This is a genomic window from Lysinibacillus sp. 2017 (assembly GCF_003073375.1).
GTDB lineage: Bacteria > Bacillota > Bacilli > Bacillales_A > Planococcaceae > Solibacillus.
On sequence record NZ_CP029002.1, the window covers coordinates 2,352,342 to 2,370,169 of the forward strand.

17 protein-coding genes are annotated in these 17,828 nt (G+C 35.5%); 9 read left to right on the forward strand and 8 right to left on the reverse strand.

The features are described 5' to 3' along the window. Positions 1 to 103: 103 nt before the first annotated feature. Positions 104 to 532 (reverse strand): HEAT repeat domain-containing protein, encoded by a 429-nt coding sequence (locus tag DCE79_RS11430; protein ID WP_108713173.1) that lies wholly within the window; start codon positions 530 to 532, stop codon positions 104 to 106. A 200-nt stretch (positions 533 to 732) separates the two neighbouring features. Between DCE79_RS11430 and DCE79_RS11435 the strand changes: the two genes are divergently transcribed. Further along, entirely contained in the window at positions 733 to 1,419 is a 687-nt protein-coding gene (locus tag DCE79_RS11435) for a VOC family protein (RefSeq protein WP_108713174.1), read from the forward strand. 74 nt (positions 1,420 to 1,493) lie between these two features. Here DCE79_RS11435 and DCE79_RS11440 read toward each other — a convergent pair whose 3' ends face one another. From DCE79_RS11440 to DCE79_RS11450, 3 genes are all read right to left on the reverse strand, one after another. Then, positions 1,494 to 1,793, reverse strand: coding sequence for a hypothetical protein (locus DCE79_RS11440; protein WP_108713175.1), 300 nt, complete (start codon positions 1,791 to 1,793; stop codon positions 1,494 to 1,496). 330 nt (positions 1,794 to 2,123) lie between these two features. Then, positions 2,124 to 2,354, reverse strand: a complete 231-nt coding sequence (locus DCE79_RS11445) for a spore protein Tlp (protein ID WP_108713176.1) — start codon at positions 2,352 to 2,354, stop codon at positions 2,124 to 2,126. Positions 2,355 to 2,762: 408 nt separating this feature from the next. Further along, positions 2,763 to 4,040 carry an IS110 family RNA-guided transposase gene (locus DCE79_RS11450; RefSeq protein WP_108712525.1) on the reverse strand — a complete coding sequence of 426 codons (1,278 nt, stop codon included), beginning with the start codon at positions 4,038 to 4,040 and terminating at the stop codon, positions 2,763 to 2,765. A 333-nt stretch (positions 4,041 to 4,373) separates the two neighbouring features. Between DCE79_RS11450 and DCE79_RS11455 the strand changes: the two genes are divergently transcribed. From DCE79_RS11455 to DCE79_RS11475, 5 genes are all read left to right on the forward strand, one after another. After that, positions 4,374 to 6,344: an alkaline phosphatase family protein gene (locus DCE79_RS11455; protein WP_108713177.1), complete on the forward strand. Its 1,971-nt coding sequence runs from the start codon at positions 4,374 to 4,376 to the stop codon at positions 6,342 to 6,344. A gap of 238 nt (positions 6,345 to 6,582) precedes the next feature. After that, positions 6,583 to 7,146, forward strand: a complete 564-nt coding sequence (gene ahpC / locus DCE79_RS11460) for an alkyl hydroperoxide reductase subunit C (protein ID WP_108713178.1) — start codon at positions 6,583 to 6,585, stop codon at positions 7,144 to 7,146. A gap of 13 nt (positions 7,147 to 7,159) precedes the next feature. Next, on the forward strand, positions 7,160 to 8,689 hold the full coding sequence (gene ahpF / locus DCE79_RS11465; protein ID WP_108713179.1) for an alkyl hydroperoxide reductase subunit F: 1,530 nt from the start codon (positions 7,160 to 7,162) through the stop codon (positions 8,687 to 8,689). 637 nt (positions 8,690 to 9,326) lie between these two features. Then, positions 9,327 to 9,704 carry a DUF4440 domain-containing protein gene (locus DCE79_RS11470; protein ID WP_108713180.1) on the forward strand — a complete coding sequence of 126 codons (378 nt, stop codon included), beginning with the start codon at positions 9,327 to 9,329 and terminating at the stop codon, positions 9,702 to 9,704. Between the two features lie 223 nt (positions 9,705 to 9,927). Further along, positions 9,928 to 10,398 (forward strand): hypothetical protein, encoded by a 471-nt coding sequence (locus tag DCE79_RS11475; protein ID WP_108713181.1) that lies wholly within the window; start codon positions 9,928 to 9,930, stop codon positions 10,396 to 10,398. Between the two features lie 200 nt (positions 10,399 to 10,598). Here DCE79_RS11475 and DCE79_RS11480 read toward each other — a convergent pair whose 3' ends face one another. Further along, positions 10,599 to 10,988 carry a MerR family transcriptional regulator gene (locus DCE79_RS11480; protein WP_159083100.1) on the reverse strand — a complete coding sequence of 130 codons (390 nt, stop codon included), beginning with the start codon at positions 10,986 to 10,988 and terminating at the stop codon, positions 10,599 to 10,601. Positions 10,989 to 11,674: 686 nt separating this feature from the next. Next, positions 11,675 to 12,382 carry an SAM-dependent methyltransferase gene (locus tag DCE79_RS11495; protein WP_108713184.1) on the reverse strand — a complete coding sequence of 236 codons (708 nt, stop codon included), beginning with the start codon at positions 12,380 to 12,382 and terminating at the stop codon, positions 11,675 to 11,677. Positions 12,383 to 12,990: 608 nt separating this feature from the next. Here DCE79_RS11495 and DCE79_RS11500 point away from each other — a divergent pair. From DCE79_RS11500 to DCE79_RS11510, 3 genes are all read left to right on the forward strand, one after another. Then, positions 12,991 to 13,401 carry a type VII toxin-antitoxin system MntA family adenylyltransferase antitoxin gene (locus tag DCE79_RS11500; RefSeq protein ID WP_108713185.1) on the forward strand — a complete coding sequence of 137 codons (411 nt, stop codon included), beginning with the start codon at positions 12,991 to 12,993 and terminating at the stop codon, positions 13,399 to 13,401. Next, entirely contained in the window at positions 13,394 to 13,801 is a 408-nt protein-coding gene (locus DCE79_RS11505; RefSeq protein WP_108714486.1) for a type VII toxin-antitoxin system HepT family RNase toxin, read from the forward strand. Before DCE79_RS11500 ends, DCE79_RS11505 begins: the two co-directional genes overlap by 8 nt. A gap of 180 nt (positions 13,802 to 13,981) precedes the next feature. Then, entirely contained in the window at positions 13,982 to 14,473 is a 492-nt protein-coding gene (locus DCE79_RS11510; protein ID WP_135841914.1) for a hypothetical protein, read from the forward strand. A gap of 548 nt (positions 14,474 to 15,021) precedes the next feature. Here the strand turns inward: DCE79_RS11510 and DCE79_RS11515 are convergent. Continuing rightward, on the reverse strand, positions 15,022 to 16,413 hold the full coding sequence (locus tag DCE79_RS11515; protein ID WP_108713187.1) for a hypothetical protein: 1,392 nt from the start codon (positions 16,411 to 16,413) through the stop codon (positions 15,022 to 15,024). Positions 16,414 to 16,630: 217 nt separating this feature from the next. Continuing rightward, complete coding sequence (gene rlmN, locus DCE79_RS11520; RefSeq protein ID WP_108713188.1) at positions 16,631 to 17,698, reverse strand: dual-specificity RNA methyltransferase RlmN; 1,068 nt, start codon at positions 17,696 to 17,698, stop codon at positions 16,631 to 16,633. Positions 17,699 to 17,828: the final 130 nt, after the last annotated feature.

Here is a 17,828-nt window from a genome sequence, read left to right on the forward strand (position 1 = left end):
CCTAAAATTATGTCATCCCCAACTTATGGTGATGAGCCACAAAAAAAGCCATTCTCTCCACGTTCGGAGAAAATGACCTTTTGATATTTATTATAGAACGGTATTACAACTTAGCCCAACGTTCCTCTAACCAAGTCATAAATTGTGCACCTTTGTCGCCTTCATACGCATCATAAACATCTGAACGCATACGTTTTAACTTATCCGCAAAGTCAGCCACAGTGTGGTCTTTTGGTAAGCTTTTTTTCACACGTAGGAAAATTTTATCTGTACCTTTGATAATATCAAAACGAGCAGGTTTTGGTTTTTCTACATCTTCACCGAATGCTGCAAGTGCTTCATATGCAGCCGTTTGAACTTTATAAACCGTATCATTTTTCATACGATTTGTTAATAAATCAATTACTTTTTCATTTTGGTAAGCCGATAACGTTTTAACTGCGTCTAAACGTTCACGCCAGCTTGACGTATAATTCGCTTGTTTTTTTAATGCATCGTATTGTTCTGGTAATTCTTTGTTAAATTGTTTCAAGTAGTTGCACCTCTTTTTTTAACTAGAGGAAAAAATGAATTCTTCTTCTGCTATCTTCATTATACGTTGTCTTCGTAGAAAAAGCGATAAATCGTCATTAGTTAGCTACCAATCAAATTTCATTCAATAGTCTAATGTTGCCATTTTAACCCTATTGTTAAAATGAGCATATAACTTGGTTTAATAAGGGAGTTTTCGAAATGGATATTAAGCATGTGCAATTGCAAACAAATAAATTACAAGAAATGAAAATTTTCTATGGAGAACTGCTCGGATTCACTATCCTAAATGCATCTTCAAACTGTTTTCAAATTCAAGTAGGCATCAGTATTATTGAATTCACAAATCAGGGTGTCGAAGGTAAACCCTTTTACCATTTTGCACTTGATATTCCGGCCAATCAGTTTGTCGAAGCGAAAGAATGGCTAAAGTCTAAAACGGTATTATTAAAAGAAGATGGTGACGATGAAGTCTATTTTTCATTTTTTGTTGCTAAGTCTTGTTACTTTGAAGACCCTTCAGGCAATATTATTGAATTTATCGCTAGATTAAACGATACTCCAGAAAGCGAAATTCCTTTCTCAATCACTTCTATTCGAAAAATTTCCGAGCTGAGCCTCGTTGTTCCAGATACACTTTCTGCTGCCGAACAACTAGCGCAAATTCAAATTATGAAACGCGAACATTCTGTGATATCAAAGAATTCATTAAATTTTATGAGTGATCAAAAAACGAAAGTCTATTTATTATTAGTCGGTCCAGGACGAACATGGTATTTTTCAGATAAACCATCAGAAATTTTCACATTAACGATTACATTAGATTCAGGTCATGTAATAGGGATAAATCAGCATAAGCAATTTTTTGTAAACAAATCTATAAGTTAAAACAACAATAAAAGCAGCTACATTAGCAATGACTAATGTAGCTGCTTATCATTTTTATTCGTTGAAAAGGCTATTTAAAGTCTAAAGAGACTCATAATTCCACCTACCTGCCTCATCATATTAATTCCATTTGTGATAGTTCCCATATGGCCCATCATCGTATTTAGATTATCCGATACCATTCCAAATCTAGAAGGTTGCGGTTGTTGTTGATAGGGATTAAACATTTGTTGATCTTGTCTTGGGTCAAATTGATTACCGTTATAAAAGGCTCCATTATTCGGTCTACTAAATGCATTTGGTGGAGGAGGTCCAAATCGTTGTCTTTGTATAGGGTATGGCCCTCTTCTTCCTGCTGGTGGATAAAATGGCATGTTTGCTCACCCCCTTACAAGTTTAGACTTCTAAGTAGTATATGTTCAGTTGTTATAGCAGTTTAGACTTTTAGAGGAAGTTTTCACCATTAACTGAGTTCGATTTGATGGAGTAGGTGGGCTAATCTTTAATAGAAATTTTACATTTTGTCAGTTGAGTGGCGTGCAGGTGTGAGTGAATTACGTCTAGTGCCTTTTGTATTAAGTAAAGCTTTCTGAGGGAAAGCACATGCTTATTCACGACGAACGTGATGCAACAGGAGTAAGGCCTGAAACTACGCGTTTGGCTGTATCCCAGGAAGCATAATAAGATAAGACTTCTTCAAAATCTTATTTAAATCTATCCTTTCTAGCTTGGAAAGCCGCTTCGTCCTTAATTTGATCTTCCATTATGTTAATTGAGTGTCTACGACGAGCATTTTTTTCCTCTAGATTTTCTAGTTCTTCGGGAATCGCAAATTCCATACTAATTTCTGCTTCTTCAATATTTTCTTTCGTATTTTCAATCATTTTCCCTACACTTAGCGCGTTATTAGATTTTTGTTGCTTCTTATTTTTCATGTTATTTCCTCCCTCTATAAATGTTGATATATCAATGGCTCGCGCCATTTTTGAGTGTTCAAAAATTTTTTTTCGACACGTACATCTATCTTTATTTTGTAATTATTGATTTTTTTAACAATACACCTGAAAGCTTCGCTAAATTAATTCCCTTTTAATGGTAATTAATCCCTTGATCCAGTACGTTATTTTGATGCACATTTGGATCTCTGCGTTGCTTATGATGACGGACCCTCCCATGTCTCTAGGCGTCTAATTGCGCGTACATTCCTTCGTTCGGTCTATTCATAAGGCAGAGGCTGGCGATGCTCCTCAGGGGACTCGTTGCTATTTGTGCACGGTCGAATGGAATAAATAGTGCCGGCTTCTCCGTGTCATCCTCTTGGTTGGACTTTTGATGAAGTACGTTTAAGCAGCTGCTTGAAGACTGGCGAAATCGTTCATCATTTGTTGTACGTTAAACATTGTTTTCTTTTTACACAAGGCATGTAAAATCTTGAGTAACTTGCCACACAGGACGACAATCGATTGCTTCTTGCGAAGTGGATTCACTGTACGTGTTGTGTAGTATTCATGTAATTGCTTAAATGCTTGATTATGTCGAATTAGGGGCATCATCACACGAAACAAGAGTGCTCGTAGCTTACGTCTTCCTCGTTTAGAAATGCGCTTTTGTCCCTTTTGCTTACCAGAAGAGTTTTCACGCAATGTAAGTCCCGCGAGTTTAATTAATTGGCGTGGATGCTCATATTGTGTTAAAGAACCGACTTCTGAAAGTAAATCGACAACCGTTACATCCCCGATTCCTGGTATAGATGCTAAATAATCATAATCTGTCATTTGTTTCGCTAGCTCTGTGAGCTGAACCGTTAATTCATCAAGTTGAGCTTGCATCAATTTGATTTGCGAAAGCAGTGTGGCGATTTCATATTTGGCCATCACTAAACCTTCTGTTAATCCAATCGAGTTTTGAGCCGCTTCAACTAATTGTTTTGCCTTTGGTAGTTGTGGGCTTTTCATTCCTTCTACTTGGCGATATAAGAAGAGTAGTTCATCTGGTGATTTCCCTTTAATATCCGAAGGTAGTGGCGTCATTTCGAGCGCCGCATACGCCATTTTCCCGAACTTCTTAAAGACTTGTGGAAACTCGGGAAAGAAGCGATCTAACCAACGAATCAGGCGATTTCGAAGGGCATTTAAATCTTCTTGAATTTTCGAGCGCAATGTCGCGCCATTTCGTAATTCCGCTTCCACACCTTCTAAAAGACGAGGATAACTGAAGCGTCCATCTCGCATTAAACGTGCGATGACGAGTGCATCTTTTTGGTCATTTTTAGTTTGGAGATTATCGTCCAATTCCTTTGAACGGTTGACGTGCATCGGATTGACCATCACAAACGGAATCCCGTAGTTCGTTAAAAACGCTGCTAAGTTCATCCAATAGTGACCTGTTGGCTCGAAACCAACAAGGATTCCCTGTTTTTCATGGGCTACTTTTAACGTAAGTAGACGTTCATAAAAGCCTTCAAATCCAACGCGCGATTGCAGTATTGGAAATGATTTTTGGAGCACACGGCCACGATCATCAATTGCACAAGCGAAGTGTTTGTGTTTGGCAATGTCGATGCCGATGACTAAAGTATTTTCAGAAACTTGATTAATTTTTTCATTCGTATTAAAATTCATTTTTGGAAGTCCTCTCTGTAGATGTGCGAGTCAATGGCTGTTGACACTCAAGCATCATACAAGAGGGCTTTTTTATTTTCAAGTCCCCGAAAATGTTTCTAACAGGAATGCTCCTAATGCAGTTCTAGATTGCGTAATTAGTTTGTTTTTCTTTTTTTAATTTATACAAGAAACGAATTCCAATGTTAGGAATCCGTTTTCTATCTTTATCTGCTGAAAAGTTTCATCCATGGGAAAAAGGGTAATTGTTTAGGGTAGGTATTAGAGCTATTCGAAAAATACCAATTTTACTTTTGAAGAGATGTAGCTTACAGAAAGGATAAGGATAAGAAAATGAAAAAATATTTATACATAGGCATTATTGTTTTTAATTTGTGTCTTTTCACCATAATTAATGAAGTAGAAGCTAATGAAAATCAAGAACCTGATAGAAAGGTCATACTTATCTCGATTGACGGAATGAAAAATGACTATACTAATCAATATGTAAAAGAGAATAAATTGCCTCATATTAAGCAGATGCAAGACAATGGGATTTCATCAATAAATCCTTCAACTATTACTCCTTCTCTTACAGCACCTTCACACGCAGCAATTGCCACAGGGGCTACACCTAACCAGACCGGAGTTGTAAGTAATCATTGGCACGAACCAAATACAGCCTTAGATAATGAAGAAAGCGGTTTCCAGTCGAAAAGCCAAGTACCTCCATTGTGGATAGAAGCTAGCAAACAAGGGAAAACAACAGCCACTATTGCTTTTCCAGGGGCCAATCTTAAAGAGGGACAACAAGGAGATTATTCTATTTATTCTGGAAAAACACGGTCTCCAAGCAATTTGGAGTCGTTATCTTTTTCCTATATAAAAACTGCTGGATGGGTTAATTCTCCAAAAAGCTTCAGTTTTTTAAAGGAAACTAAATTCTCTATTATCATGAAAAATGAAAAGAATCGAGTCATCCACATTTTGGCGATTGACTCAACTGATGATCAAAAACAAAATTATGACACCTTTATATTTTCTGATGATAAAAAGGTAGATCCTAAAGACTCCATTGTAAAGGGAAAACAATGGGGATCTCTTTCATTACATATGAACGATCATCAGCCTGCTGGTTTTTGGTTCAAAATCAAACTAAATGACGCAGATCTTACCCTACCTGTACAGTTGTATCGGACAGCAGTAACCTCTAGTTTAATTAGTGGTCCTAAAGGATTTTCTGATGAAATCGAGAAGGAGTTTGGTTTTTATCCAGCACAAGACGATGATAATGCCCTTGAAAAGGGATGGATTACGAGAAAAGAATATGAAGAGATAAGTACACGATATGTCATGTGGGTCACTAAAGTATCACTTTATATAAAACAAAAATACAATCCTGATTTGCTAATGTTTTATAGTCCCCACATTGATCATGAACAACATAAGTATTTATTAATAGACCCTCGGCAGCCAGGATATTCACGTGAAAAATCAGAAAAATATATGAGCTATATCGAATGGTCATATCAGTTAGCAGACAAGGTCGTCGGTGAAACATTGAATTCGTTAAACAAGAATGATTATTTGTTCTTAGTCTCCGATCATGGAATGGAACCTGCCCATTCTACCCTTTCGCCTAATAAAGTTTTAAAAGATGCTGGGTTATTAACTGTAGATAAAAAAAATCAAATCAATTTAAAAGAATCAAAGGCATATGCCATTCCAAGTGGATCAACAGCAAATGTATACATTAACTTACAGAACCGTGAAAAAGGTGGGATTGTCCCTCTCGATGAATATGAGAGTGTCCGTGATGAGATTATTCAGGCATTTAAAGATGTAAAAGTCTCAAACAAAAATGGAAAGGTCATTCAACATAACCTAGAAGACATCATGTCTATGATTAAAACAGACAACTTCTCGTTCAATAAGGTTAAAGAGCATATGAAAGATATTAGGAAACATACTTTCACCAAAAAAATCCATCCTTATGAAAAAGTTATGAAAAATATAAATAAAAATATAACCGTTTTGAATCATCAAAATTCAGGCGATGTTATGCTAATTGGGGCTTCTGGCTATGTAATGGGTAGCGGCATTGAAAAAAATATAACTCCCCCTATTGAATTAGGAACACATGGAGGAAATGGAGAAAGAAGCATGCTTCGACCTGTTTTTATAGCTACTGGGGCGGAATTTCACAAAGGAAAACAAATTAGCTCCACCTCTAATTTAGATATAGCGCCTACTATTTATGATTTACTAGAGTTAGATGTCCCTTCATTTGTTGAAGGTAAGAAAATCGAAGGTATTGGACATTAATACAGGATTATTCTCATTTTATACTTTGAATTTTTCAATAACTAAGAGTTAGCCTACGAAACAGGGATTAAAGGACATTCGCGATGTACCATCATGAATGTCCTTTAATTTTGGCATTCAAAACCAAATTGCATTATGACAATTAATACATATCTTTTTAATTTAATCCTAGTATATTCTTCTTATTATGTAACAAAATATTAGGGAATTAGTTTAACAAAATTTTGGAGGTTATTTTATGTCATTAATCGGAAAAGAAGTATTACCCTTTAAAGCACAAGCATACAAAAACGGTGAATTTGTAGAAGTTACAGAACAAAATTTCACAGGGCATTGGAGTGTTATCTGTTTCTACCCAGCAGACTTTACATTTGTTTGTCCAACTGAACTTGAAGATCTTGAAGGACAATATCCAGAACTACAAAAACTTGGTGTTGAAGTATATTCTGTTTCAACTGATACTCATTTTGTTCATAAAGCTTGGCACGATTCATCAGAAGCAATTGGTAAAATTACGTATACAATGATTGGCGATCCTTCACACCAAATTTCTCGTAACTTTGATGTGTTAATCGAAGAAGAAGGTGCTGCTGATCGCGGTACATTCATCATTGATCCAGATGGTGTCATTCAAGCTCTTGAAATTAATGCAGGCGGAATTGGGCGTGACGCAAGCACTCTTATTAACAAAATTAAGGCAGCACAATATGTTCGTAACAATCCAGGTGAAGTGTGTCCAGCAAAATGGCGCGAAGGCGACGAAACCCTTAAGCCAAGCCTTGACCTTGTAGGTAAAATTTAAGGAGGGTGACTCAGTGGCACTTGATGCAGAAATCAAATCTCAATTAAATCAGTACCTACAAATGTTAGAAAACGATATCGTGCTCAAAGTAAGCTTAGGCTCTGACAAAGTTTCCGACGAGGTGCTAGCTCTAATTAATGAGCTAGCTTCTATGTCATCTAAAATTACAGTAGAAAATGTAGAACTCGTGAGAACACCTAGCTTTAGCGTTAATCGCGTTGGAGAAGATACCGGTGTTACTTTTGCTGGAGTCCCTTTAGGTCATGAATTTACCTCTTTGGTGTTAGCTTTGCTTCAAGTAAGCGGACGCGCACCAAAGATAGATCAAAATGTTATTGATCAAATTAAAAAAATTGATGGTGAGTATCACTTTGAAACATATGTTAGTTTAACTTGTCACAATTGTCCTGATGTTGTCCAAGCCTTAAATATCATGAGTGTACTAAATCAAAACATTACACACTCTATGATAGATGGCGCAGCATTCAAGAAAGAAGTGGAAAGCAAAGATATTTTAGCTGTCCCCGCTGTCTATTTAAATGGTGCGCCATTTGGAAATGGTCGTATGACGATTGATGAAATCCTAGCTAAATTAGGTACTGGTCCAAAGACAGAAGAACTTTCAAACAAAGAACCATACGATATCCTTGTTATAGGTGGCGGTCCTGCAGGATCTAGTGCAGCTATCTATTCAGCACGTAAAGGAATTAGGACAGGTATTGTAGCAGAACGTTTTGGTGGCCAAATTTTAGATACACTAACAATAGAAAATTTTATTAGTGTAAAAGAGACGGAAGGACCAAAACTTGCACAAGCCCTTGAAGAGCATGTGAAGGATTATAATATCGACGTCATGAACCTACAGCGTGCAAAACGTTTAGAAAAGAAAGAATTTGTTGAGGTTGAATTAGAAAACGGGGCTATTCTAAAAAGTAAAGCAATTATCATTTCAACTGGTGCTCGTTGGCGCAATTTGAATGTTCCAGGTGAGGAAAAGTTTAAAAATAAAGGTGTGGCCTATTGCCCTCATTGTGATGGTCCATTATTTGCAGGAAAAGATATTGCAGTTGTCGGTGGCGGTAACTCTGGTATCGAGGCAGCCATTGACCTTTCCGGTATAGTTCATCATGTAACGGTTCTTGAATTCGGTGCAGAACTAAAAGCGGATGATGTATTAAAAAAACGTTTACTTAGTCTTTCAAATGTGACTGTCTTAACAAATGCTCAAACGACAGAAATTACAGGGGACGAGAAAGTAAATGGGCTGACTTATGTAGATCGTGAGTCAGGTAAAGAAAAACAGCTCGAATTAGCTGGTGTGTTTGTCCAAATCGGATTAATACCAAACACTGACTGGTTAGATGGCATACTTGAACGCAACAAGATTGGTGAAATTATTGTCGATAAGCGTGGTGCTACTACAATTCCTGGTGTATTTGCTGCAGGTGATTGTACTGATAGTGCCTACAACCAAATTATTATTGCTATGGGATCCGGTGCAACTGCTGCATTAGGGGCGTTTGATTATCTAATTCGAAATTAGTTATTCAATGTTAATCATAGCTTATAAGGTACTTCAAAAAAGTTAGAGCCAGATGCCTAATGTGACGCTTCTTCATCTGCACATCTGACAATAAAAACAGCTACATTAATCATAGTTAATGTAGCTGTTTTTCGTCATTTCTCTATACAATAACTCAACTAAATCAAAAACATAGCGACAATCGTTGTGACAAAATGGACTTACGTTACAAATCGCAGCGGCTGGTATAAAACGGGCTTACCTTACTCATAAAACCCCTCCTATCTAGAGAAAGTAGTTGAAACGTCCCCTTTCATCGGGGGTAAAGACATCCGCGAATCCATCCATCTTAATAAATTAAAAACTTACGATACGGTTCTCCGTGATAAAGCTAAATGAGGTTTTAAACTGCACTAAAATATAAATCTAATGACGCTCCTACTTCTTTCGCAACTAGTTCTAAAAAATCTATCATCAATTCCTTTAAAAATAAGGTGACATAAGTTTTAAATTTGCCACAAGGAAATTTCGATGAATTAACGAATTATATAATATGGCAGTTAAAGTTAACAACAGCGAGTTTCATAGCAAGAAAGCAATGTTGCTTCCTGCATCATTATTATCAAAGCGAAATCATGCTAAAATCGGAGGATATAAAATGGAAACAATACAATCTGTATTAGACAATTACTTTGCTGGTTGGAATGAGGGGTTTATTAGTAAAGATGGGGACGCAATTAAACAATTTATGTCATCAAAATTTATTGGATATTGGGCGCATTCTAATATCGATGAGCCTGAGGTTTATGGCTATGACTATGATATTAACGGTGTTTTGATGCAGACAGACGATACAACAAAAAGCTTTGAAATTTCTTCTATTACAAGTCGAAAAAACGGACTAGAGTATTTAATTTTAGGAAAAGAAATAAACTTAATAAACGGTACTCCTTATTGCGCACAATGTATGTTCATCTGGCGAAAAGAACAACAATCTTGGAAATTGTTACGAGAATATATTGAATTAGAAAGATGATTAACACCGTTATTTATAAAACCGTATATTAGTACATTTCAAGCAGCATGTTCATGTAATCTTTTCATCATCGGAGGTTTTTGCAAATGAATATAAAAATTCTAACTCATTAGAATTAAGCAATAATCAAGGAAATACGGTTTTAACTTATACTAATGAATCTAGTTTGTTTCTCCAAAAGATTTTATGTACTTTAAATAAAATCACGAATGGTTGTGATATTTTGAAATCACAAAAAGTTATAGTAGGTCTTGCTAGTATACTGTTATTATCGGGATGTGCGACTTATCAAAAGATTAATACCGCGGATAGTCGTGAACTTTCAAATGAACTCAAAGATCAGTTTGACGACATTAAAAAAATAAAGTTGCAAATGCATAGACATGGTGGAATCGAGTGGAATATCACTTGGAGAAATCCCCCGTCTGAGGAAGAATCTTTTGAAGTCTTTCATTTAATTCGAGATTATATAAATAGTGAGGACTTTGAGCAAAATATTCTGGAAGATACATTTATTGAAGCGTATCAATCTGACACCCTTAGAGATCCTGATGTAAGAATTAACTTTGATATGAATAATGACAAAAAGTTTGACAGACAATTTACCTCTTTCTACAATGAGCTAACTAAGTATAGGATATGGTATTACAGTGAAGACTATATCTCTAATGGCGTCTTAATAGAAAATAATTGACGTCTTAATTTAGATTCATGACCTAAGTGATAGTAGCCACCGTTAAATATTGCCTAGTTTTTGAAAACACCTGATAAAACAAGCAACCACTTAGAATTTTCTCTAGTGGTTTTTTTCATAAACCTCACTTATTTATGATACGGTTCAACGTAGCATAGCTAAGGGCGTTTTTTCACATACTCTATTAAAGATTAAAACTTCTAACCTTTATTTCTCTCTAAGAGCTGCTCCATTTTATGATTTGCATTTAATAATACTTGTTTTATTTGTTTAATATGATTTTCCTGTTGTTCAATTTGCGCATATTTATTTTGGAATATCTCTTTAATTTGAAGAACATTTTGAATTTCCATTTGTGTTAACTTTTTATGTTGATCTAAGTTTTTTGACCAATCAAAAAGTATTTTAATTTCTAATAATGAAAATCCAGTTTGTTTAAGTTTGATAATGGTATTTATTAAAATTGCGTCATTATCTTTATAATTACGATGTTTATTCTTTATTTCTGGCTCCAACAAACCTATTTTTTCATAGTAACGAATAGTATCCTTACTAATCCCGGTAAGATCCGCATATTCACCAATTTTCACCACTACCACCTACTATTTTATAAATTTATAAACCATTAGAATAATTATACTATGGAAAATGAAGCGGATGATATGGTGACTATAATTAATTCTCCCATTTGTTACCACCCCTTGAATAATCGTCAACATATGGAGTACTACAAATGCGACAATTAACAAAATAAATAACAAGTCTTTATTTTGTATAAATAAAATTAAAATTATGCATATTGACGTAATAACAAATAAGAAAGCTCGTGTATGATATCCTAGGTCCTTCCACTGTTTGATCCCTGCTATCCCTGTTAAAGATGCATATAACCCAATCAATATATAAGTTAAAATCACCATTTAATCCACCCCACCCCTATAATATCTTCACTATAAAAGATGGAGTGAACTCCATGTCAATAAATAAAAAACGGTCTACTTTTAATTCGTAGACTGTCTTATATTATAAAAAACCTCACTTACTTATGATACGGTTCTGCGTAATGTAGTTAAGTGCGATTTTAAATTGCGATGTTCTCGCATCATTTTACCACTGACAGTAATACCCTTAAGTACAACTTTTGTTTCATTAATTGTTAATGTATTACCTGCTATGGCATTTGGGTTATATGTCCATTCTAAAAAAAAGCTGTTCTCGCAAACTGGGAAGCATGTCATTAAAAGCATTTATGTTTTTTATATTAGTTGAACGGTTACTATTTTTTACGAACAACAATCATGACAAAGTTTAATAACTCATTTAAGCCACGGTTTAAAAATTTCGCATCATTTAACGCATATTCGTTCCCCGTATTTATCCAGTCCTGCCAACACACTTCGAATTGATCCGATTCATATACCGTCACCTCGATTAAATCATCACAGCCTTGTTGAATATGTTTTCCCCACCAATTTGCACTGTGGAAAGTATCAACAGCATCTTCAAGCCACTCATTCATAATCTCTGGTACTTGTTCAAGCTCTGATTTCAAACCAGGAACACTAATTAGTGCGTACCCACCACTTTTTAAAAGGGGAAGCATTTTTTTCGCAAAAAATTCTTCCTCACAGCCGTAATAATGGTAAGAGTCAATGCTCACAATTGCATCAAAAAAATCATTCGCAAAAGGTAAGTCTAGTGCGTTCGCATGAATTGGAATCATTTTATCCTCAAGCTTCCACTCTTGTATTGTTTCCCAATTTTCTGTTGCAGAAATCCATAAATCTGTTGCATAGACAGTATTTGCATTCGTTTCATTGGCAATATAAACCGATGTTAGTGCTTTACCGCAGCCAAGATCAAGAATTGTTCCACCCGTTATGGCATCTGGATTTTTAACTAGGAGCTCCTCGAGAAGTCGTATCGAATTTGGCCCCATCAAATAGTCTTTTGTAAAATAATCTTTATACTTGTTACTGTTCATTTTTCTCCAACCTTTTATTAAAAATCTAATGCTTGGAAACTAAATATGTCCATCTTTATGAAATCACACTACTTTTCGTTTGCATGTTTTTCAATCTGTAATCTTAATTGTTTGCAGTAGTTCGTTCTACGTAAATTTTCATTTACAAATAACCTATAAATTTCCAAGTATTTTCATCGTACTTTAATTAATATATACATGTCAATGTTGATAGGTTCTTAAGCACCTTTGATGAAGCCGTACTTCATTATTTTCTAAGCAAACACAGGGTTCATATTGAAAAGATGATATTTAAATTTAGAAGGATGGAAAAAAAGCTTAATTTACATTCTCTCTAATAATGAACAAATATTAATTACTAACTTTACAAATAAATTTTCAAAAAAATTATTTAGAATAACAGAGACTAATAACACTTCAAGAACAAAAACAAGCATTCATACAACAAATGTCTATCTAAAAAAATAGCACCCTCCTATCAATAGGGGATGATGCTATTTCTGTATTTCAGAAAAAATCGCACTTATTTATGATACGGTTCACCGTAATAAGTATAAGTGCGGTTTTTTCCGTTAACGTTTATAATATAGAAAAGGATGGTGATGCGAATGTTATCGGAAGAATTGCAGCAACAATTAATTGAAATGTTAAAGCAGCATACACAGCCAGATTTCATACTTTTATTTGGCTCTTTCTCAAAAGGTAATGCTCGTGAAGATAGTGATATTGATTTAGCTTATTTTAGTAAGCATTCGTTATCATCATATGAACGTTATAACTTAGCTGGTGAATTGGCAGCTATTGCAAATCGAGAGGTCGATTTAATCGACTTAAAACAAATTGACACCGTATTTACGATGCAAATTTTCGAACACGGTACCCCTATTTATATTCAAAACTCAAATGAATTTACGCGTCAAAAAATGCGTGCATATAGTATGTATGCTACATTAAGCGAGCAACGGGCACCCATTATTGAAGCGATAAAAGAAAGAGGGAGTGTTTTTGGAGATGAATGATGTAATCTTAAATAAGACGACTACAATCGAACGCTGTGTGAATCGAATTCATGAGGTGTATGCCGGCAACCCAAAAAATTTAGAAGATTTCACAAAGCAAGATAGCATTATTTTAAATATTCAACGTGCGTGTGAGGCAAGTATTGACTTAGCCATGCACATTGTTAGTGAACGAAAATTAGGCGTTCCAAAAGCAAGCCGTGAAGGATTTAAGCTGCTACAGGAGGCTGGCTTACTTGATGCAACATTAGCCAAAACATTGATGAACATGGTAGGCTTTCGTAACATCGCTGTACACGACTATCAATCGCTTGAATTGGAAATTTTACAAGCTATTTTAGAGAAGCATATTAATGATTTTAAAGATTTCACGAAGGTAATTTTGCAGTTAGAGAAATAATTGGGAAATTTTAATTAGACAACTAGAATGAAACGAACTTAAAATACTTCTTCATTAGGAGGATTTATGCTCATATCTTCTGTAATCTTTAGTTGGCTCGGACTATTTCTATTTTTAATTTTAATTGTTATTCATAAACAGCTAGTAAGCCGAAATGAATATGCCTTAATACATACAATAATGGCTTTAAAATTTGCTTTTTGGATGCCGCTACCTATCGCATTATATCTCTACTTAGACTCTTCCATATTATTAGCCGGAACGATATTTGGTTTACTCTATGTTTTCATGCAGCTAATCACAATGACTATTCAAGCTGGACATAATATTTTTGTTATTAAACAAACCTCGAGAGATGCTACTTTTAATGCTACGAGTGATTTTTTATTTGCAGCAATTTCAAAGCCTTTCGAAGCCATAGCAAATGTATTTAAAAGTATATGGTCACTTTTTCTCGGCATTGCATTTTGGCAAAGTGGCGAGCATGTTTTTGCTAGCTTCATGTTTTTATTCAGCCTGCTCATAATTTATTATTTTGCCCTTGCCGTTAAAGAAAGCCTTCTCCACTCCAATACGGTTCTCTCTAAATTCAAAAACAATATGATTTTCACCAATCTAGAAACGTTATTATTATTTATACTATTAACAACCTACATTACATTACATCTTTAACGAAAAATCCTACTACAAAATTTTTAATGTGTAGTAGGATTTTTTAGACCTAAATTGAATAGTTTTTTCCGCACTTACTTATGATACGGTTCACCATATCACATACTAACCCTCCCCAAATATAGCTCGTTTTTTGCAAGTATCACAGCTCATCCAGTACATTAAATTGCGGTATTCTACCTGTTTAATATAATCCAATCGTAGGCCTACTTTTTTGCTTCTGTTCGAGATTTTTAACGCTTCCTTCAACTTATCGTTTAGGCAAAACGAGAATACCTACCATTGAGCTTACCCCCTTTCCTAAAACATTGTTCGTGCTCATATATTGATAGTTAGAAGGCTTGATTCGTCAACAATCTACATGTAGATTGGACGGCTTGCCCGTTCATTGCACTCACTTCCAAAAAGTTGTAGACAAATGCCCTAAGTGACACTTCTCCATCTGCAATTCGGAAGTCGCGATTACTCTCTGCAATACAATAAAAAACAGCTACATTAATCATAGCTAATGTAGCTGCTTATCGTTATTTATCTATACAGTATTTCAACTAAATCAAAAACATCGCAACAATCGTTGTAACCACTAACCCAATAATAACTGGAACAAGATTACGTCTCGCGAGCTCAAACGGACTTACGTTACAAATTGCTGCAGCTGGTATAAGCGCCCAAGGAATTAAAGTTCCTCCACCAACCCAGATTGCGGCTATTTGACCAAGTGCGGTTAATGTAGCTGTCCCCTCACCTATCGCCGTACCAAATAGATTCCCAATAGAACCGACTAATGAAATGCCTGAAAATCCAGAACCATCAAGTCCTGTAATCGCCCCAACACCTGTTAATGTCACAACCGCAATCTCTTTTGTTATGGGTACGACTGCAGCTAAGGATGCACCTAAATCATTGACAATTCCATTCGATGCCTTCGGTAAATAATCCCCAATAATCGCGTTAAATCCAGAGTCCCCAAGATAGAAGAAAGCGGCAATCGGTATTACTGGACCAAACACCCTAAACCCAAATTGGAAACCTTTTATGAAATAATTGGTCGTTTCATCTAAGCCCTTCTTTTTATGTGCAACCATACATAGTAAAAGCAATATAAATACGGCCGTTCCTCCGATTAAGGCGGTAGCGTCGCCGCCTTGTAGCTTGAACACAGCCATTGCTACAACATCTAATAGAAACGCGACAGGAATTAAAATAGCAAAGAATCGTTTTTGCGTGAGCGTTAGTAAATCCTCTGGTGTTTCCACATCAATATTTCCTTCATAGGAACCTACCATGTCCATCTTCCCGCGCTTCATATCACGTCTCAACATTATAAATGCCACAATGGTCGTCACTACGCCCATGACAATAACAAGCGGTATACTTGCCGAAATAACATCACCTACTGGAATTCCCGCTGCATCCGCTGTAATCTTCGGCGCGCCTTGAATGACAAAATCGCTTGATAAAGCAATACCATGGCCAAATAAATTCATGGCCATTGCAACACCAAGTGCAGGAAGTCCCGCGCGAATCGCCACTGGCAATAAAACAGCCCCTAAAAGTGCCACAGCTGGTGATGGCCAGAAGAACCAAGAAATAATCATCATCAATATCCCAATCGTCCAATAGGCAAGTGTTGGTGTTCTAATAATTTTCGTAAACGGTGCAATCATTACTTCATTAATACCCGTTTTTGATAATACTCGGCTCATTGCAACAATAATTGAAATAATTAAGATGGTCGATAACAATTCCGTAATCGCATAAATAAAACTCGAAAAAATACCACTAATTGAAGCAGTAAGATTACCTGTTGCCACAAATGCAATAATGAAAATCCCTAAAATACAAATAAGTGATGTATCCAATCGTCTCACCATAAAACCGATAATGAGAACAATAAATAAAACATATATCCAATGGAGTGCAACTAACTCAATCGCCACACTTTTTTCCTTCTCCCTTTTTGAATAGCATATGGGGAAAAATAGTGGAGGTGCGCACCCAAACATAATAATTTATTATTTTCATTTGAGGCAATCGCCTAATCTTTTTGTCATTTAACTAGCCTGTATTCAGTTACTTTTGTAAAAACAAAAAAGCAGCATCTCCCACAAGCGATGGAAGATACTGCTTCATTGTTATTAAAAATTTATTTTTAATTTATTGTACAGCATCTTTCTTAAGCTGTTTACTGCGTAGCTGACCACATGCTGCATCAATATCCGTACCGTGTTCTTGACGGATTTTACAATTGACGCCGTTCTTTTTCAACGTATCATAGAATGCTAACACCGATGCTTGTTCACTTCTTTGATATTGGCTATGTTCATCTACTGGGTTGTACGGAATTAAGTTGACATACAGTTGATCTTTAATATCAACAAATAGTTCTGCAAGCTCTATTGCTTCTTGTTTATGATCGTTTACATCTTTTAATAAAATATATTCAATCGTCAATCTACGGTTCGTTTTTTCTAAATAATATTTCAATGACGCCATTAATTTTTCAATTGGCATTGCACGGTTAATTTTCATAATGCGCGTTCTCAGTTCATTATTCGGCGCATGTAAAGAAATCGCTAAATTTACTGGTAATCCTGCATCCGTAAAGTCATAAATCTTGTTAATAATTCCACTTGTCGATACAGTAATTTTTCTACCCGCAATCGCTAGGCCTTTATGATCCATCACGACATTTAAAAAGTCTAATAAATTTACGAAGTTATCAAATGGCTCGCCAATACCCATTACAACAATATGACTTACTAGCTCATCATTGCCTAATTGATCTAGATGAAGTTGCACATTCATAATCTGCTCGACAATTTCTCCAGCTGTTAAATCACGGCTTTTTGCGATGATTCCACTTGCACAGAAACTACAGCCAATGTTACAGCCCACTTGTGTCGTAACACAAACAGATAAGCCGTATTTTTGGCGCATCATAACTGTTTCAATCAAACTGCCATCTTTTAATTTAAATAAAAATTTAACCGTTCCATCCGCAGACTCTTGTTTAACATGTTGTGTTAATGTTTGAATGACAAAGTTATCTGCTAGTAGCTGCACAAATTCCGGGTTTACATCTTTCATCTCCGAAAAATCCGTTATACGCTTTCTATAAAGAAAATCCCATACTTGCAATGCTCTCGATGGTTTATGACCATGTGCTACAAGCCACTCCCTCAGTTGCTCTAATGTTAATCCATAAATGGATGATTTGTTCATAATGTGCCTCTTTCCTTGATCTTTAAAAATCACTTCTATTAATCATTATTTTTTATCTAATCGCACTTATTTATGATGCATGCTTCTTTACTAGTCTAATCATATTACAAATTAGGCATGAAAAAAAGTA

Excerpts from the sequence above, each read along its gene's own strand:
- DCE79_RS11435 (WP_108713174.1), top strand. The coding sequence starts at position 733 with ATGGATATTAAGCATGTGCAATTGCAAACAAATAAATTACAAGAAATG.
- DCE79_RS11440 (WP_108713175.1), bottom strand. The coding sequence starts at position 1,793 with ATGCCATTTTATCCACCAGCAGGAAGAAGAGGGCCATACCCTATACAA.
- DCE79_RS11445 (WP_108713176.1), bottom strand. The coding sequence starts at position 2,354 with ATGAAAAATAAGAAGCAACAAAAATCTAATAACGCGCTAAGTGTAGGG.
- DCE79_RS11450 (WP_108712525.1), bottom strand. The coding sequence starts at position 4,040 with ATGAATTTTAATACGAATGAAAAAATTAATCAAGTTTCTGAAAATACT.
- DCE79_RS11455 (WP_108713177.1), top strand. The coding sequence starts at position 4,374 with ATGAAAAAATATTTATACATAGGCATTATTGTTTTTAATTTGTGTCTT.
- ahpC (WP_108713178.1), top strand. The coding sequence starts at position 6,583 with ATGTCATTAATCGGAAAAGAAGTATTACCCTTTAAAGCACAAGCATAC.
- DCE79_RS11470 (WP_108713180.1), top strand. The coding sequence starts at position 9,327 with ATGGAAACAATACAATCTGTATTAGACAATTACTTTGCTGGTTGGAAT.
- DCE79_RS11495 (WP_108713184.1), bottom strand. The coding sequence starts at position 12,382 with ATGAACAGTAACAAGTATAAAGATTATTTTACAAAAGACTATTTGATG.
- DCE79_RS11500 (WP_108713185.1), top strand. The coding sequence starts at position 12,991 with ATGTTATCGGAAGAATTGCAGCAACAATTAATTGAAATGTTAAAGCAG.
- DCE79_RS11505 (WP_108714486.1), top strand. The coding sequence starts at position 13,394 with ATGAATGATGTAATCTTAAATAAGACGACTACAATCGAACGCTGTGTG.
- DCE79_RS11510 (WP_135841914.1), top strand. The coding sequence starts at position 13,982 with ATGGCTTTAAAATTTGCTTTTTGGATGCCGCTACCTATCGCATTATAT.
- rlmN (WP_108713188.1), bottom strand. The coding sequence starts at position 17,698 with ATGAACAAATCATCCATTTATGGATTAACATTAGAGCAACTGAGGGAG.